The organism is Franzmannia pantelleriensis (assembly GCF_900102875.1).
GTDB lineage: Bacteria > Pseudomonadota > Gammaproteobacteria > Pseudomonadales > Halomonadaceae > Franzmannia > Franzmannia pantelleriensis.
Genome location: NZ_FNGH01000001.1, coordinates 14,904 through 34,247, shown reverse-complemented (window position 1 = coordinate 34,247; position 19,344 = coordinate 14,904). Strand labels below are relative to the sequence as shown.

Sequence of the window (19,344 nt, the reverse complement as noted above, 5' to 3'; positions counted from 1 at the left end):
ATCATGATGCGGATTGGCGCTGACGATAGAAAGATCGGCACCCAGCTCTACGCGTCCGCTCGCCGCGTCGATCTTCCCAACACGCATATCGGCGTCAGGCGTCCACAGCGCGACATCCTGTGCAGAGTTAACGTAAATAGCCCCTAGGCGCGCCTCCAATTCCAGTGGGTTATTCGCATCGATGGACCCCACACTGCCTTCTTGGGCATCCAAATGGATATCGCCCTGCTGGGCGAGCACTTTGAGCAGATCGTGACTCAGGCCATCGACAATATGGTTTACCGCACTCACGGAAATGTCACCGCGCTCGGAGAAGATCGACGCAATATTGGCGGATTCTACGGCATGCAACCAGATCGCTTCCTGAGCTCGCGCCGTTATCAAGCCGCTGCCCAGGTCGAGTTCGACTCGCTGCTGCTCGGTGCCTATCGCGCCGGTAGCCGCCTCGAGGATGGCGCCGTTACCGATTAGCGAGGCATCTCGTGAGAGAATCTCACCGCGAACCTTGATACGAATATTGCCGTCCAGCGCGTCGGACTGACCCGCTTCCAGCTCAGCAATCGTCATATCGCCCTCGGAGCCGACATAGATCGAACCACCGGCGGCAAGATAGACCGCCGAGGTAGCGGACAGCGCCATCTGAATGTCCGAGCGCTGGTCAATCACCACATGGCTAAGCGTTTTGCCATCATTCACCTGGTCGGTGGGGTCAAGCATGACCTGACCGACCTGAATATCACGCTGCTCTTCGGCGATAACCTCTGCCGCGGCCGTCCTCAATGACAGGGTACTACCGTCCACCGCCACCACTTCGAAGTAGATGCCGTTGGCGGTATAATTGAGGGTATCCCCATTGAGATAGAGCCAGTCTCCAGCGTCGAGGGTCAGCTCTCCCCAATCGCCACCATCGCTGCGCACCAGCTCGAGCTCGGTATCGCCACTGCTGGTTTCCTGGAGGTTGCGGAAGCTGGCTTGGGCATCGATCAGCGGCCCTTCCAGGTAGCTAATGTCATTGCGTTCGGCGGCGGAGAGCAGCACCCGCTCTTGCTCGGTGAGCGCGCCGAATGAGGCGTCTTGATCGTCTCCACGCGAAAGATCGATGACCACATAATCATCAATGGACCCGATATTGACACCCGCCTGAATATGGACGTCACCGCCCGCCTCGATATTAGGCTCCTGGACCTCGAACTGGGTGCTAGTGGTTTCTTTAAGCAGCCCCTCGCCTACCAGACTGAGCAGTTCCTGCTCGGTCCAGACCTTGACGCTGCTGCGGACGGCATCCTCATCGATGCTGGCCTGCCAGCTCTGGTCGTAATATTCAGGAGGACGCTCGTCATCTGGCACCTCAGCACCGTAGAAAGTGGCGTGAAGCTCGTGATAGCGGACCGTTCGGGACTGCTCGATGGTCTCGATACCCGCCGCCACACCGGCCTCAATCTGCTCTTCCGGCACGCCATCATCGCGCAGATTCTGGCGCAGCGACGCCGCCGTTGCCTCACGCTCCTGAGCATTCAGGGTAATCGAGCTGTCGGGATCATAGCCCACGACCTTACGGTAGGTAAGTGTCTCTCCCGAGGCCACGCCAGCCAAGGCATTGGCCGCCATCAACCCGCCGCCCTGGGCCAGCAGGGCTTCCACCGCGAAACGCAGGTCCCCGTCCAGGCTATCGAGGTCGATGCTCGGATTTTGTAATACATCGCCGCGCTCAAGCGTAGTGATAGCAGTGCTGCCTGCTCCCAGGAACTGATGCATGGTGGCGCTATCCTCGCTACCACTGGGCGCCAGGTCGGCCGCACTGACGATATCGCCATCATCATTACGCTGAACCAATACCGAAACGTCATCGTTCAACTGAATCAGTTCATACTCGGCGCCATACACCAGGTCACCAATTCGATCATCGGACGTAGCAAGCCGATACTCCCAATAGGCCTGGTATTCGGACGTGCGCCGCGCCACCAAATTCTCGATGGCATCATTGGCCCGGTCATCGCTGGTCAGCGACAGCGCCTGCCATACGCCATCCTTTAGCTCATCGTAGGTACGCTCGTCGATTTCGACGATCTCGTTGACATCGATCAAGCTGCTATCGATCGTTAGATGGACGTCGCCAGAAGCGACCAGACTGAAGACGCGAAGGTCACCCTCCACCTCTTCCAGATGCACGTCACCGCCTGCTTGAACCGTCAGCACGTCCGCCATGCGCTCCGTGGCAGCTACGTTGCTGCCACGGTCGCTGCTGTTGATACGCAAGGGACTCAGATCACCACCTTCGGAGCCGATATCGCCATCCGTCTGCAGGGTGATGGACTGGGCATTGATATGAGTGCTGGCGCCGGCATCACCGAGAATGCTGCGTGAGCTCTCGAGATAGACATCGCCACGCTCGGCGCTAATATTGCCGATTCGCAGATCAGCCGGTTCGGATATCGCGTTGGCCAGCAGGATATCACCACGCTCACTGCTGGCATTGACCAGACCACCGTGGGTCAGCACGTCGAGAGTCTCGATGTCGGGTTCGTCATCCAGCCCAGGCTGCATCCTGCCGATCCCCTGGTCGGCCTCGAGGATGACGTCGACACCGCTGACCTGCCAGTTGCCAGGGTTGTCGCTGGCGAAGCGTATGCTGCCCTGAGTATCGATGCGCGTTTCACCGGTAGTATTCTGCAGCGAGTCAGAGAGCACCACGTCACCCTTCGACTCGACCTGAATAAGCCCCTCTGACTTACCGAAGAAGTTGATATCTACTACGCGGTCGGCGGCGATATCATGCTGATGGGTAACGTGACTCACCGTGCTACGCGAGAAGGTCTGCTCGTAGGTTTTGGTCCCGATCCAGTTGGTACTCACATGGTTCATGCCAGAAGTGGCATAGTAGCCTTCGGGAATATAGCTATCGTCATCGAGCATGATAGCGCCATCCGGCGCATCATCAGGATCTCCGCTATGCCCCACCACATACACCACGCCATTTCCTTCTTCTTCAGCGGTAGGCGTAGACACTTCGTTTTGGCTATCTCGGCTATACGTGTAACGGCTCTCCTCATCGCTGTCACGGTAGACATAGCCTTTCTCGTTGGAGCCCGCCGGTTTGATATAGCGATCCAATTCCGTCGTATCGCTACTGGAATCATCCGGCGGATCGGACGCCAGAGCATCGAGCCCTGCCCAACTGGAACTCTTGATGGTGTACTCGGAACGAGTTTCTTTTACCTGCATGACTTCGAAGGCGTAGCGTAGCCCTTCCTCGGGAGAGAAAGCGAAGTCATCATGCGCGATCAACTCATCACGAGTGAAGGTAACGTCGTCTTCACCGGTGCGTTTGACCACGAAAAGACCGCTCTCTTCATCGAACCCGGTCTCGAACCGGCTCTCTTCACCGGTCTCCAGGCTACGGTCGATAATCGTCAGGTTGCCGGCACCGGTATTCACCACATTGAGTTCGGCGAGGTCCAGCGCATAGTCGGTCTGGTTATCGATGTTGATATGACCATGACCGGCCATCACGTCAATCAGGCCATCGCCTGTGTTGAGGACCTGTCCCTCGATATGGACATTGCCCCCCCGCACGATGACGTCGTCAACTTCGATGCGACCCGTCTCGGGATTGTAGGCCACGTTGACGCCGCTGTTCTGGGACGCCTCCGTTAGAAGGAAGGTACTGCCGCGATTGGCATTGCGGATCTGGTCGGCATCGGCCTGGGTGATGACGATATCAAACTCGTCGATCCCGCTCTTGATATGGCCGTTGACGTTGACCCAGTCCGCATTGATAGAGATATTTGCCGCCTGCAGACTCGGCGAGCGAGCCGCCGAGGTATAGGTCCAATTCTCCAGGGCATCGAACAGTTCTTGGAGATCATCCTCGTCATCTTCCAACTCTTCGAGAAATCCGAACCCATCAAAAATGTTGCTCAACCAGCTGGGGAGTGAGAAGTTGGGCGAATTGTAGAAACTGCCATCCGCCGATTCCACCCAGCCATAGGTGAAGTCTCGGATCACCGCTTCCGGCAGTGGTCCTACGGTGTAACGGCTGCTGTTGATGGTGATGTTGTCGGTGGCTTGCAACGCCAGCCCGCGCACTACGATGGAGGCGTCGGGATTACCTTCCTCAGCATCCAGCTCGAAGTCCTGCCCCGCCGCGATAAGCGCGTCTGCCAGGGGGGCGTAGACGCTGCCCTGCACCAGCACACTGGGGTCGACGAAGTCACGATCGAATTCCGTCAGGTAGAGGTCATAGCCTGAATCCACGTCGAGGCCAGCATAGACCATATCTGCGGCATCCAGATCACCGATCTGGCCCGCATTGGCATAGCTGTTGACGATGGTAATCTGTGGAGACGGCTGGGCATTGGGGTCACCGTTATACTCAAAATCAGCCAAGTGGGTGCCGATCATGCCAACGGGCAGCTGGTTGCGTTCGTTGATATCGTCATCGTCGGCCATGATGCTGCCGTTGAGATAGACCCCACCCAGCTGCTCGTTGATGGTGATGTCGTTGACCACCAGGCGAGCCGGCAACTTGTTGAGAACGGTGATATTGGAATCCGTGGGAGAGATAAGCTCACCGTCGCCCACCAGGTAGTCTGCCAAGACCCGGATACGGCCTGCCGTCGCGTCGATATCATCGAGTTGGATCTCCACCACCTCGCGATTTTCCGGAACGATCTGGCCCTGATCGGTTGTACTGCCCAGGCCTAGATCGACAAGCTTCTGCTTGAGTCGCTCCACTTCGCTCTGGAACTGCTCTACAGCACGAGACGAGCCGATCCCGACGTAGGCTTGCAACCGCTCTTCCGCTTCATACAGCGCCTGGAACAGTTCGGAATCGGTGCGGCCGAAGCCAACCGAGAAACCGATATCGTCGAAGTCTCCCTCGGCTACGATGGCATCTCGAAACGCCTGGAAGTCATCCGGGTCCGTTGGATCCAGTGCCGCCAAGGCATCCAGGTCAACGCCATCCGCCAGGGTGATCACCAGCCGCTGGTCGCGGCTTATGCCTGTCTCTACCAGGCCATTGACGGTTACCCCGCCAATCGATTCCGCGCTGGTCGAGCCGCCGGTATTCTCGAAGCCCCCACCACCCAGCAGGCTGTCGATGGCCCCCAGGGATGAGTTGACCCAGTTCACCGCCTTGGCCCTGGCCAGCATGGGTACCGCATCATAGTCATTGGCAAACAGGTTGATGTCGCCCCCGCCACGCACTGCAGCCGCTCCACCGACCAAAATCTGATTGTTTTGCAGTACGGAAATCGTCGCGTCGACGTCATCGAAGGGCAATGCACTGCCGGCAAAGGTATCCACGGCAGCGGCGATGCGGTGTTCATCATAGCCGAACTGAGAGTCACGTCCGGCGAGCAGCCAGATGTTGCCATCGGCGCGAATATTGGCGCTATTGATCATCACCCGGTTATCGGGACGGAACTCTATCTCCGCCAGCCCCACGCTGACACTGGCGCCTCCATACACATCCATGTTGATAACGGCATTCAGGTCCGCCTGGCTATTGGCTGAGGCGATGAACTGACCGAAGGCATCGATCTCGGCATTGCCCAGTTGGACCTGTGCCAGCACCTGGTCGGCGTCGATATGCGTCGTGATGCCGCCACCAGCCCCCAAGCCACCGGAGGTAAGGCTAGCGCGATCCTGCAGATCGAGCACATTAAGCGCCCGCAGCACGATATCGCCACTGCCCAGGCTGCCGCCGCTGCCATCCGGGCTCACCGAAACACTGGTGCGTAAGCTGGCGTCATCATCGATCTGCACCTGAGTGTCCAGATCGACGCTAATCTCGACTGAGGCACCACCGCCTGCGACAACGCCGTAAACCTCGCCACGGCTGTTGTCCTGATCGTTACTCACCCTATCACTCTTGATGGCTTGCGTAGTGGCGGTGGCATTGATTTCCGACGCCAGCAGGCCCGCTCCCTGGGCAACCCGAGCATGAGTCTGGAGCGTCAGATGATAGATGCCTTCAGCCCCGGCGCCGGCAATCAAGCCACCGGTCACGGCACGCATCTGACCATCGACATCGACCCGCTGCAGCGCCGAGATGGAAATGCTATCCGGCGTATCCACCAGCGTCAGCGACGCCTCATCGGCCACTTCCGCCAAGACGCTGGAATCAGCGATGGCGCGAACGCCGACTCCGACACCACTGACCAGACCGCCCGAACCCGCCAAGGTGTCCATGCGACTGACCTGGTCGGTACGAGCGATGACGTCCACTCTGCCGAAGCTGACCACATCGGCTCCTTCACCGATGCGCGCCGTCGTCTCAGTCGCCTGGTTCAAGCGGTTGATCGACGCCCCGGCGGCCAGTAGACCGCCGGCATAGCTGTCGGATGCCGCATTCATGCTACTTTCCTGAACAGCGGTCACCTTCAGCCAGACGTCAGGATCGGGCAGCTCGAAAAGCCCCTCCAACGGTGAGCCGATCCAGCCCTCCCACTGGTCGGGATCGATGGTGCCGTCGAGGCTGTCGCGAAGCGCCTGTTCACGACGCGCCTGGAGGGTGCTGTTGGCCGCCAGCGTCACTACCGCGGCACTGCCCAATTCGGCCAGGACCTCGGTAGTATCACGCAGCCTGACCACGGTGGCATCGACCCCCACCAGGGCACCACTGGCACCGGTCGATTTGGCATTGATGTTGTGGCCACTCCCCGGCCGCTCCAGCGCGGCGCGAACATCGAGTGTTTCCGCCAGGATATCGATCCCCGACGCATCACCCTGCATGTCGCCGATGCGCGCCTGGATCTCCATCCCCATGGTGATGAGGGTTTCCGAAACGCCTACGGCTAGCCCGCCGGCCGAAATACCCAGGGTCCTGGAGTCAAGTTCGGGTCTTGAGGTGGCAGATACCGTCACGGCACCGGCATAGAGTGAGCTATGTTGATCGACCCAGGCATTCACGCCCGTCATCAGGTCGATCTGGGAGCGATTGCCGGCACCGGCACCAATGCCTGCCGCCACTGCCGTCACACTTAGGCTGACAGAATCTTCACTGGTGGCAGAGACACTGACAGACGCCAGCACCGTGCCGTGCTCATAAGAGCGGTCGCCCACCTGAGTATGACTGCCAAGATAGGCCTGGGTATTGCCCTCGAGCTTGGCGATCCCGATAGAGACACCCGCCGCCACCTGGCCAATGGCGCCGCCCGCTGCCGTCAAGGTGTAATCCCGTTCGGCGTGCGCCAACACCTCGAGGTGAGACGCCGCGAGGATCGATACCCCCTGGTGCGGCGCATTACCGCTCTCGAGATAGCTCAACTGCTCGGTGCGATCAATCAGTGTCACCGCCTGGCCGCCAACCGCGACGGACAGCGCCGCAGAACCGCCATAGCCTTTCAGATCGGCATTGGCATCGAAACCGCTGCTGACCCGGACCGTCCCTCCAGCACTGAGCTCGCTGCCGAAACCAACCGTTGCTGTCACCGCACCATTGAGCTCCAGAACGGTGATAGCGGCCCCCACACTGGCAACACCGCTGACCGCACCACTGCCGGTAATCGCCTGGATGGTTAGTTGCTCTTCGGCCTCCACGCGGATGTCACCACCTGCCGTCAGGGTGACGTTGCGCCCTACCGTCGCCGCGGTATCACCCACGGTCTGCCCCGATGCCGCGTCGAAGTCGATATCGAAGGTCAGGTCATCGAGCGCCGCATTGGTGCTCTCCCGATTGGCCTGATTTTGATTGCCGGCATTGCTCGGGGTGTCGAACTCGTCGTCGAACTGGGCCTGTTCCTCCTCGTCGAAGGCGTCTTCATCATCAACGCCGGAGTCGCCCTCCGAGCTCTCCTCCTGCATCGCGTAGTCACCGTTCTGCAGGTCGGCGAAGGTGTCGTGGACCAGCGTACCGAGTTCTTCGACTTCCTCCTGGTTTTCCTGACTGAGCCCGCTGCCCAGGCTGACCACCGAGATGGCACCGCTGATACTCAGCGCTGCCGTGGCCGAGAAGGCCACCGCCGTGGAATTCAGCACCCGGTTAAGCTCGGCCTGCACATCCAGATGACGCCCGGCGGTGATCTGAGAGTGGCTGCCAACGGTGGCACTGGTCCGCTCACGCAGCACCATGACGTCCACGGCGGCACCCGCACCGGCGCCCCCCACCGCCGCAGCCCCCACGGCCTGCAGATAGTCCCCCGGCGATCCGCGTTCGTTGATCTGCGTGGTCGTGGTGGCCGTCACCGCGACATCGCGACCGGCCTCGAGCACACTATGGCGCCCGTCCATGCTGACGACCCTGGCGACGGTTTCGGCATCGGCCATCATCACCGATACCGCGCCGGCCACTGCACCAAGCCCCGCCGCGCCAGTCGCCACGGTAATGCCCATGTCCATCTGCTGGTTGGCAGTGACCTGGATATCTCGTGCGGCGTCCAGCGTCGCCCCCAGCACCTCGGCGCTGGCGTTGGAGTTGAACAGGCCCACGGCCAGGCTGGCACCAATCCCCACGCCGCCGCTGCCAGCGGCCGCCCCGGCGATAAAGCGCCCACTGATGTCATTGTCGGCGTTGACGTTGATGTCGCGTGCTTCCAGCGTCACGTTCTTCACGTAAGCGCGCGTATCCAGCGCCATGCTCACCGCACTGGCCGAGCCAGATGCCGCAACACCTGCCCCGCCGACACTGGCGCCAATCACCACCGACAGGAAATCGACGCTCGCCCGCGCATCGACATCGATATCCCCATCAGCCTTGATCATGACCGTATCGGCCGCAAAATCGGATCCATCGATCCAGGCGTGAGTACGATGACCAAACAGATTGACGTCCACCCCGGCAGTCGCCGCAGCGGTAAGGTCCAGCGCTGCTGAGCCGCCGCCGCTATCGGCATCGGCATGGTGCAGGGCACGCACCACTACATCCGCCTCGCTGGTCACCTCGGCATCGTCGACCCAGGCCTGGGTATGCCCGTTGATGCCATCCACTGTGACGTTGGCCGCCACGGCGCCGACAACACCGCCGGCGACCGCCACGGCCAGGGTCAGAAACTCCATATGGCTGGTGGCCAGCACCACCACACCGCTGCGCGCTTCGGTGTCCCAGTCGCCCTCTCCCCAGTTGAGGTTACGCTCACGGCCATCGTCGTCACTGCTACCCACTTCCGACGGAGCACCATCCCAGGCAAAGGCCACATCGCGTGCACTGCCGTTGGCCCTCGCCAGCACCACGGCGCCACCGCCAATCCAGGCCTCCGAATTGCTGCCCATCAGATCGACGCCGACGCTGCCACCGATGGCCACGGCGCCGGCTGCAACGGCTCCCAGCTTGACGCTGCTGGTGTCGTGGGTATCCGCATGCACCACCAGGTTGCCATCGGCGGTCACCGTGCCGCCATCGATGCGTGCCTGGGTGGTGTTATTGATCAAGGAACTGCCGGTAATGCCGGCACCCGCGCCAAACGTGCCGTAGGTGACCCCCGCCAGCACCGCCCAGTTGGAGGAGCGGGAGTCCGCCAGGATAACGATATCGCCGCCACCGGCGCCCGCCTGGGTGGTTTCCAGGGTGGCATTGTGGCTGCCGGCGACGATGCTGTTCTGGATATCGTGATAGGCTACCGACAGGCCAGCCGCACCGCCTTTGACGGCGACCGTGAGCTGTGCACTGGCCGAGTCGATGCGGCTTTCGTCTTGCGCCACGATGGCGATGCTGCCATCCGCCGTAACCGTTGCCCCCTGGACGTCGGCCAGAATCTCCTTGCGGGTAAAGTTCAGCGACACCGTACCACTCAGGGCGGCCACGCCGGCCACTGAGGCGCCCAAGGTGTAGGCATTGATCTGCGAGGTCGATTCGGCCAGCAGCCCCACGTTGCCCCCCGCCGTCACCTGGGTGGCCGAGCCTTCGATAACCGCGCGCAGCCGGTTGGGCGCTGCGCTGGTCGGGTCATCCGGATCGCCGCCGATATAGTTGTAGGCGAAGTAGCCCGCCAGCGCCACGGCCCCGGCACCGGCGCCGCCCACCGTGAAGGCGTTCATGGCCAGATCATCGGTGGCCTGCAGACGAATATCGCCACCTGCATCAAGCTCGGCACCGTCTGCTACTACCGCCTCGAGGTTGGTGCGCATCCAGTTCAGCGACAGGCCGCCGGCGACAGCCAGCTTGCCACCGCCCGCCCCTGACATGGCAAAGCTCCAGATCTGGTCGCCCGGCTCTGGCGTGGCGGGGCGATCTTCATCGTCTTTCTCGTCTGGAATCAGATCCTCGTCGACGTCGATGGTGGGTACGTCGGTGACTCGCAGCAGCGCCGCCTCGACGTGAATATCGCCATCCGCGCTTACCCGGGTATCGGCACCGTCAATCCTGGCGCTGAGAATCGAGGCCATATCGTTGGTCGCCGAGGCGCCAGCCAGACCGGCGGCACCGGCCCCGGCGGCGGCACCCGACACGTTGATCATGATCGGGGCAACCGACGCACTGACGATCACGTGTCCCGTGTCGGCCGCTGCTCCCGCCTTGGCGGTCACGACGGCATCGTTACGGATCGACGCCAGCACATCGTTCTGCATGAAGTTGATGCCGATCGAACCGGCCAGCGCGACCTTGCCCGCTGCGGCGCCCCCGGCGGTAATATTCAGCAGCTGCGCTTCGGAATGTGCCTCGACGACCACGTTACCCGCGTTGGCAGTGACCGTAGCATCGTCAATGACCGCGGCAATCTGGCCCAACTCATAGGCGACTGGATCACCGCCCATGTCGAGCATCAACATGTCTTCCGATGCATCGACGTCGTCGTCGCTGGTATTTTCAATGGTGCGCGACGGATCCGTGGGGTCGCCGCCGAGGTAGTTGAAGGCGATCGCCCCACCGCCGGCCACTTTGCCGGCACCGGCAACGCCGAAGGCGAAATTGACCAGGCCCTTGCTATCGTCGGCCACGACCTTCACGTCACCCCCCGCGGTGACGTCGGCGCCGTTGACGATTTCCGCGCGCACCGAGGAGCGCATCCAGTTGAGACCCACGGCGGCCGAGCCGGCCGCGCTACCTCCAGCGGCACCGGCGATGCTGATATTGATCACCCCCGAGGAGAAGTCGAGATTCGACGTGTCCCGCGGGGCGATATCCGACTCTTCGTCCTCCTCGAGATCGTCCTCGCCGTCGACGCCTTCACTCTCGAGGTCGACATCGCCGAGCCCGACACTGGCGAGGTCGAACTCCTCATCGTCGTCGGCCAGCTCCGCCAGCACCTTCACGTCGCCACCGGCATCGAGGGTGGCGCCGCTGACGCTGGCCATGATCAGACTATCGGTCTGCACCGTGCTGGCGCTGATGCCACCGGCCACCTTGCCGGCGCCGGCGGCACCAATGGAGATCACCACCACCCGGGCGCGGTCCTCGGCGGCAACGCGGATATCACCGTCGGCCTCGAGCTTGGCGCCGTCATTGACCATGGCCGCCGCCTGACCGGAGATCAAATTGACGGTGACCGCCCCGGCCAGGCCCACCTTGCCGGCGGCAGAGCCGCCAAAGGCCACCGAGACCACCAGGGTGTCGGAGACCGCCACCACGTCGATGTCACCACCGCTGACGATCGAACCGCCGCTGATCATCGACAGGCCGGACGTGTCGATCAGGTTGACACTGACGCTGCCGGCGATCGCCACCTTGCCGGCGCCGGACGCCGCGCCGGTGATCGAAATCAGCTGGCCCTGCTGATGCGACGCCACGCTGACGTCGCCATCGGCGACGATATCGCTGTTGGCCACATAAGCGGCAACGCTGTTCTCGAGCCAGTTGACCGCCACGCTGCCGGCACCGGCGACCTGCTTGCTGGCCCCGGCACCGATCGACAGGCTGCGATTTAGCCCGGTGGTACGGCCCGCTACACTGACCTCCTGGGCGCCGCGCAGCGAGCTGTCCTCGATCCGCGCGATCACCCCGGCCTCGGCGTCCTCGTCGCCGCCGAGCACCGCGCTATTGCCACCCACGTAGTTGATGCTGATGCCGGCACCGACGCCGGCGGTGGTGCCTACCCCGACGGCACCGGAGAGGGTAAACAGGCTGGCACGATCGGTGGCCAGCACCTCGACGTCGGGGTCGTCGCCCTGCAGCTGGTAGTGACTCTCGACCACCGCAGCCTGGGTCAGACTGCTGATCAGATTGACCCCCACCGAGCCCGACAGGCCAAAGCCCTTGCCACCGGTGGCTACCCCAACGGAGGCGGCCATCGAGATCACCAGCGCTTCGCTCTCGGCGACTACCGAGAGGGAATCGACCTCGACGCGCCCATCGTCGCTCTCACTGCCGACGCCCTCGCTGAGGGCCTCGACCTGATGATTGATGAAGCTCACCGCCGCGCCAGCACCGATGCCGGCATTGCCGCCGGCGGCCACGGCGCCAGCGATCAGGATGGTATTCGACGCGTCCATGGCGCTGATACCCAGTTCGCCGAGCTGACCAGACTCGAGGCGCAGCAGGCGCGCATCGACGCTGCGCTGGGAGACCAGCGCCGCGGCTGAACCTGCCACACCGGCGCCCTTCTTGCCGGTGGCCACCGCCAGGCCGGCAGCGGCCACCACGCTCCAACCATCCAGCTCGGCGTCTATGGAAAGGTTGCCGCTACGCCAGTCGCCGATATCGGCGACCTCGGCGGTGGTCTCGCCGCCCTGGATGGCCACTGCCGCGGCGCCGGCCACCGCGACCGACTTGCTCGAAGTGGATATCGCAGCGCCCCCGGCGAGCATACCGATATGCGTCGAATCATAGGCGGTCACCGCCACGTCGCCGTCCACGGCGACTTTATCCAAGCCGCGGATCGCCGCGACGGCGTTGTCCTCGCCCACGTGAACGATGGCCGAGCCGGAGATCGCCACCCCCTTCTCGCCGCCACCGCCGCCGCTGCCGCCGCCCTGACCGGCCTTGCCGCTGAACTCGGCGATGACGTTGTCATAGTTGGCCTGGTTATTGGGCCACTTGCCGGGATCATCGCCGCTACTGCCACTGCTGCCACCGCCTGAGTTGCTGTCCTTGCCACCGGCCTTGGTACCGGCCACGGCAAGGTCCACCACCACGCCGCTGTTGGCGGCGCTGACCTCCAGGTCGCCACCGACCAGCAGCGTGCCAGTCGGGCCCGAGACGATCGGATCGCCGCTGTCGGCACCGATCCACGCACGTGTATCGCGATCCACCACGCTGACCGCCGCCGAGGCACCCACCGCGGCCTGGCCGGAGGTCGAGAAGCTACCGGTGATATTGATGGCGTAGGTCTCGTCGTTGGCGCTGACCCGCAGCGCCGGCCCGTCTTCATCGACCTGACCGTCGCCGACCTTGATCAGGGCGCCGTCGCCAATACTGGCATGGGTCAGATTGTCGATGACGTTGGCTACCGCCGAGGCATTGAAGGCAAGCTTCTCCGCCTTCCCGCCGGAGGCACCGATGCCGAGCACCAGGCTGGAGGTGTCGGCGCTGACATCCAGACTATCGGCGAGCAGCACCACCCCGGACTCGATCTCTGCTGACGTGCTGCTGGAGAGCAGATTGGTGGTAACCGCCGCACCGATCGCCACACCCTCGGCTTTGCTGCCAAGGCTCGGCGAGCTGAAGATCGCCTTCTGCCACTTCTCGGCGTTGAACGAGCCCGACCCACCGATGCCACCAAGCTTGATGTTGCCGACCAGATTGAACAGGTCGTTGGCGCTGCGGGCATTGACCGAGACGTGCTGCTCGCCGTTGGGGGCGAGATCCTCCAGCGCAGTCAGGTCGTCCTGACCGTCGACGTTGAGGCGCGCGCCGTCGCGGATCCGCGCATCGCTGTCCTGCCCCAGCAGGAAGACGTTGCCGGCACCGGCCAGCGCCAGCTTCTCGCCTTCGGCGGTGGCCTGGGTCCAGCTATCGAAGCTGCCCTTGAGGCCGAAATTGCTGGTAAAGAAGTTGCCGATCGAGGCGATCAGCTCGGGGATCTGCTGCTCAAGCGGCGCGCCCAGCCGCTCCCAGCGCTCCTCGTCGCCGAAATCCTCCTCGCTGAGGTCGACGTCACTGCGGCTTTCACCCAGGAACTCATAGAGGATGCCCACCTCGCCCCCGGCGGCATGCCCCTCCTCGACCATGACCGTGTTGCCATTGTCGAGCGAGTTGACGACATCGCTGCTGTCGTGGTCGGCGTCGCTATCGCCATCGGCCAGGGCACGAATCTCGCCGTAGAGGCCGGCATGGAACAGGCTGGTGGGATCGATTTCGTTGAGGCTGTCGGCAGAAACGTCGATGCGTCCGCTGGCGTCCAGATCGACGTTACCCTCGATGCTGGCGTTGGCCACGTTGTCCTGGATGCCTACGCTGACCGCACCAGAGATCGCCACGGTCGCGGTCTTGTCCTCCTTATCCTTGCTGTTGTTGTCGCTCTTCTTGTCCTTGGCGCTGCCCTCACTGCTGCCGCTGGACTCCTTGGAATCGGTGACCTTCGACTTCAACCAGCGCTTGAGCGGATTGTCACTGTCGGTGCCGGCACTGCTGTCCTTGGCCGCCGAGCCACTGGCGTTGACGCTGGGACGGTGGGCGCTGACCGCCTCCACCTCGACGTCCCCGCCAGCCTCGATGGTGGTGCGCGAGCCGACGATCTCGCCATCACGGTTGCGGCCTTCATCCAGCCCCAGACGCGCTTCGGCGACGTTGTTGTCGACCATCACCGCAACCGCCGCGGCCAGGTCGAGCTTCTCACCGCTATCGGCGGTCTTGGCGGCGCTATCCTTGTCGTCGTCATCGCCAAACAGCCCGGAGACCACGCCCTTGAGCTTGGAGGAGATCGGTTCGAGCAGCACCAGTGGCGACTTGCCGAGATCCTTGGCGCTCTTCTCCAGCCCGTCCACCACCCCGGAGGGGCTGGCAGCGGCGGTACCGGCAGATGCGCTGACGCCGTTGGCGCTCTTGGGAATGTAGGCAAAGAAGGTGCCGGAGATCGCCTCGCGACGGGTGTCGGCGTTGACGCGCACGGCGTTGTCGGCATTCACGTCGCCGGCCAGCTGCGCCTCGGTAATGCCATTTTCCACGCCCACCGCAATGGCCACGCCGACCTTGCCCTTCTTGGCCGCCGAGGTCGACGACACCGCACTGCGCTCGAGGGTGCGCGCATCGACGCTGATAGTGCCGCCGTTGCCGTCGTCATCGGTCTCGGCGGTGAACCGCGCATCGTCCCACACCATGGCACGGGACTGGGTGTCGAGCACCGCCACTGCCGCCGAGCCGGCAAACCCCTTGACCGCCGAGGGCGCCGAGGTCACCGACTGGGTGGTATCGACACGGCTGTTGATGTTGATATCGCCCTGCTTGGCGTGAAGCGCCCCATGAACATGCACGTTGGAGTGAGCGATCAGGGTACTGACCGAGACGCCTACGCCCCAGGACTTGGTGGGTTCCACCGAGGCCTCGAGCACGATCACGCTATCGATGCTGATATCGCCTTCGGCGATCAGCTCCGCGTCAACGCCAATATCGATCAGGCTCTCGGCGATCAGCGTCGAGATACTGCCGAACAGCGACAGGCCCTCGACGAAGTCGGTGGCCGCCTCCAAGCCCATGTCGACCCAGCTGTTGCCACTCTCGAACGAGATCAGCGAGCGGTCGGGATTGTCGATGCGTGACTCGATCTCGATCTGCGCGGCTTCGAGGCGGGCATCGCCGATCACCACCGACAGGTCGAACAGGCCCACGTCGACGAAGCCGTTGGCCGGCGAGCCGTTGAAGAAACCCATCGGCTGGGCGTAAAGGCCCAGGGCGCCGTCGACCTGGAGGTGGCTGCCGCCATGGATCTCGATCCCCGCGGCCTCGATGCTCAGGTCGCCGTCGATATCGAGATCGGCGCCGTCGAGCACTACGCCATCGGCGACCATTCGCAGGTCGTGACCACCACTGGTTGCGATGCTGGCGCCGTCCAGGGTCAGGATGCCGCTGGCGGCCAGGGTGACGCTCTCGCTGAGGGTGATATCGGCGTCATCGCTCAGGGTCACGTCGCCGAACCAGATATAGTTGAGCTCGGCGTTGCCGCGCAGGGTCAGGGGATTGAAGGCCGACAGATCGTCGACGCTATCGCCAGCATCCACCATCGCCTCGACGCGACTGTCCGACTGGCGGCTGTCGACTTCGATATCGCCGTCGTCGAGATCACCATCGGTGAACTCGATCATGAAGTCGGTGGCGACATGGCTCGATCCGATCAGCTCGCCGGCCACGCTGCTGCGCAGGGTCAGGGAGTCGCCATCAAAGGCGCTGGCGTCGATATTCGCCGCCTCCGCGCCGTCGGCCACTTCCAGCACCACGCTGGCGATGCTGTCGAGCGAAGTAACCAGCTCGTCGTCATCGCTGCCCTCGACGACATAGCTCAGGCTATCGGCATCCAGGGTCATATCGCCGACATGATGGGCCACCAGGGTGTTGTCGCCCCCGCCACCGTTGAGGTCGTGCTCGCCCGCCGCGGCCAGCTCGAAACGGTCGTTGCCGCCACTGCCGGTAGCCGTGAGGTTGCCCGCCCCCTGCATGGCGACCAGCACCCCGCCGGCCTGCAGCTGAGCACTGACCACCTCGCGACCCACGTCGCCAAGCGACAGGTCGAGCGCGTTCATCAGCGTCTCGACGGCGTCGTGCTGGTCACCCTCGCCGAGGGCCTCGAGGGTCATGTCGTCAGCGGCATCGAGTACCAGCGTGCCGTTGGCCAGGTCGATCTTCGCCTCGACGCCGTCGGCACTGCCCAGCACCTCGGCCAGGTTGCCCAGGGTGCGCACGCCATCCAGTGAGAGTATCTGCTGCGGGCCATCCTCCCCGACATTCACACCGAGCCGCAGTGCCCCCTGGATATCGCCGCTCTCCTCCTCGATCTCGCCGGGCTCGTCCTCGGCGGAGAAGATCGCCGCAAAGTCCTCCTCGCTGAGCAGGTCGGCTAGCGCAGTGGCCGCCGAGACGCCGTGGTAGCCGCCGGCGTCGACCTCCAGGTCGGCATCGCCCTGGCGAATGATCGAGACCCGCTCCACTGCTTCATAGCGGGACTCGGTAGACGCATCATCCTCTTCGAGGGTGAAGGTGTCGCCGTCGAGGGTGACCGAGTCGATGGCGTCTTCGAGGCGCAGCTCGAGGTGGTCCTCGCCGCTGCCGCCGATCACGATGTTCTCGCCGGCCCCGGCGATCAGGTGATTGTCGCCGGCCTGGGCGTTGAACTCGCTGACGCCCTGCCCGCCGATCAGGGTGTCGTTGCCGCTGCCACCCTCCAGATACACCTCGCCCGTGAAGGCACTGGCATCGAGGCGGGTGTTGCCGCCCTCGATGGCCTGCAGGATGCCGCCGTAAATGTTCTCCAGCGAGTCGCGTCCGACCTGCCGCGACTGCTTCTTGACCGCGTCGTGACTGGCGCTGCCGGCGCCGGCCTGGGCCACGCCCAGGGTTGCCAGCGCCAGGGCGAAATCGCCCTGATCGTCAACGGCCATAAAGTCGTTGAGGAAGCGCACCGTCCAGAACCGATTGCCGTCTTCATTCAACCCGCTAGCGACCTGGACATTGCCCTCGCCAATTCCCGGGGTTGCCTCGAGGACACGCTGGATCTGCAGCGCCTCAGCGTCGGCAGCAATCGTTTCGCTGACCCCGTCATCGTAGAAGAACTGGATTCCCTCACCGGGATCGCCGCCCCACACCAGCTCGTACTCGGCCACCGCATCAGCGTGCAGCAGTTGGTCGTCGTCGAGTTCGAGAAAACTGCTCGAGGCGCCCATCACGCGGTTCTCACCGCCGCCACCGTCGAGGGTGTTGCTGCCGGTGTTGCCGAACAGCACGTCGTTGCCACCGCCGCCGTGGAGGTAATCGTCGCCGGTACCGCCGATCAACAGGTCGTCGCCGTCGCCGCCACGCAGCACATTGGCCCCTGCCACGCCCTCCAGGCGCACGTCGCCGGAGAAGGCGCTGGCGTCGAGTTCATTGTCGCCCTCGCCGCCGATCAGGATCGCCAGCTCGACGTTCTCGAGCACATACAGCACATCGCCATCAACACTGAGCGTGGTGTCGGTCAACGTCATGTCGACGTCGGCCTCGACGCGCAGTTGATCCTCGGCGCTGTTTTCGCCGCCGTGGATCTCACCGCTGCCGCTGGCGGAGAGCAGGAAGAAGTCGTCCTGGTTGCTGCCGATGGCGGTGACGTTGGCACCCTGGAGCTGGAAGGTCACTCCACCCAGGCCGTAGTCGCTGGCGTCCAGGGTCATGTCCTCGCTCTCGGCGGAGGCGCCGAGGATCATCTCCTCGGGGTGGTGGGAGAAGCTCAGTACCGTGGTGTCACCGACGTTGACAGTGGCCTCGTCACCGCTGCTGCTGAGGACGATATCGCCGCTATCACGCTCGACCAGATAGCTGTCCAGGGCGTCGTCGTCGCTGACGAAGGTGTCCTGGCCGCCGCGGGAGATCAGCAGGTTCTCGCCGCTACCGCCCTCGAGGGTGTCGTCGCCGCTGCCGCTCTCGAGGATGTCGTTGCCTCCCAGGCCGCGCAGGGTGACGCCCTCATCGCCTGCCACCAGGATGTCATCGGCATTCGACCCCTCGAGGATACCGAAGCCGCTGACGTCGCCGGAAAATCCGGTGGCCGTGCCGCTGCCGAGGTCCACCTCGACGCCCTCGTCGTACTCGATGTAGCTCAGGGTGTCGTCGGCACGGCCGTCGAGGCCGTGAATACCGCTCAGGGTGATGCCCTGGTACTCGTCGTCCTCGGGCTCCTCGCCCACCAGCACGCTGCCTTCATTCAATACCGCGAAGAAACTGCCGGCGTTGACCGAGGCCACGCGATGCTCGGCGTCGCTGTCGTCGAGCTCGACCTCGACCACGCCGCTGAATGACAGCTGATGAAAGCTACCGGTGCCGCTCTCGTCTCCGTCGAGCACCCAGTCACCGCCCTGCTCACCGCCATACACGATCCGATCATCGCCTTCGCCACCTTCGAACACGATGTCGAGAGCTTCCGCACCGGTCAGATCGAGAATGTTGTTACCCCCTTCCTCCCCCAGGAAGGTGAACGTCAGATGCTCGGCGTTGCCGAGCAGTCCGTTGTCGTCATTGAAGCTGAACCGGTCATCCTCATTGCTGGCCTCAACCTCGACGCTGATCACGTCATCCAGCGCCATACCATCGATCAGCTCCGGGCCGTTTTCACCGTTGAGGTCGAGGAACTGCAGCTGCTTCTGGTTACCCTCTTCCACCACCCTTACTTCGAGATCGGTGGCTGCCTCCAGCGCTACCGACAAGGGATCGGCGGAGAGCAGCATGCGCGGCTCGAGGCCTTCGAAGACGAAGCGCGACTTCTGCGCCTGGGCGCGGCTGCGCTTGCGCGTCAGCTTGGCGACCAGGGTGGCCAACGGCGTGCGGGTGGGCTGGAAGGGACGGTTCAT

General features: G+C 63.3%; 1 protein-coding gene (cut by a window edge). It reads right to left on the bottom strand.

Annotated elements, in window-relative coordinates:
• Nucleotides 1-19,344: the 5' portion of a calcium-binding protein gene (locus BLT16_RS00055; RefSeq protein WP_176817114.1), read on the bottom strand. 7,743 nt of this gene lie to the left of the window's left edge; the window shows 19,344 of its 27,087 coding nt (coding positions 1-19,344); it begins with the start codon at nucleotides 19,342-19,344; the stop codon falls past the left edge of the window.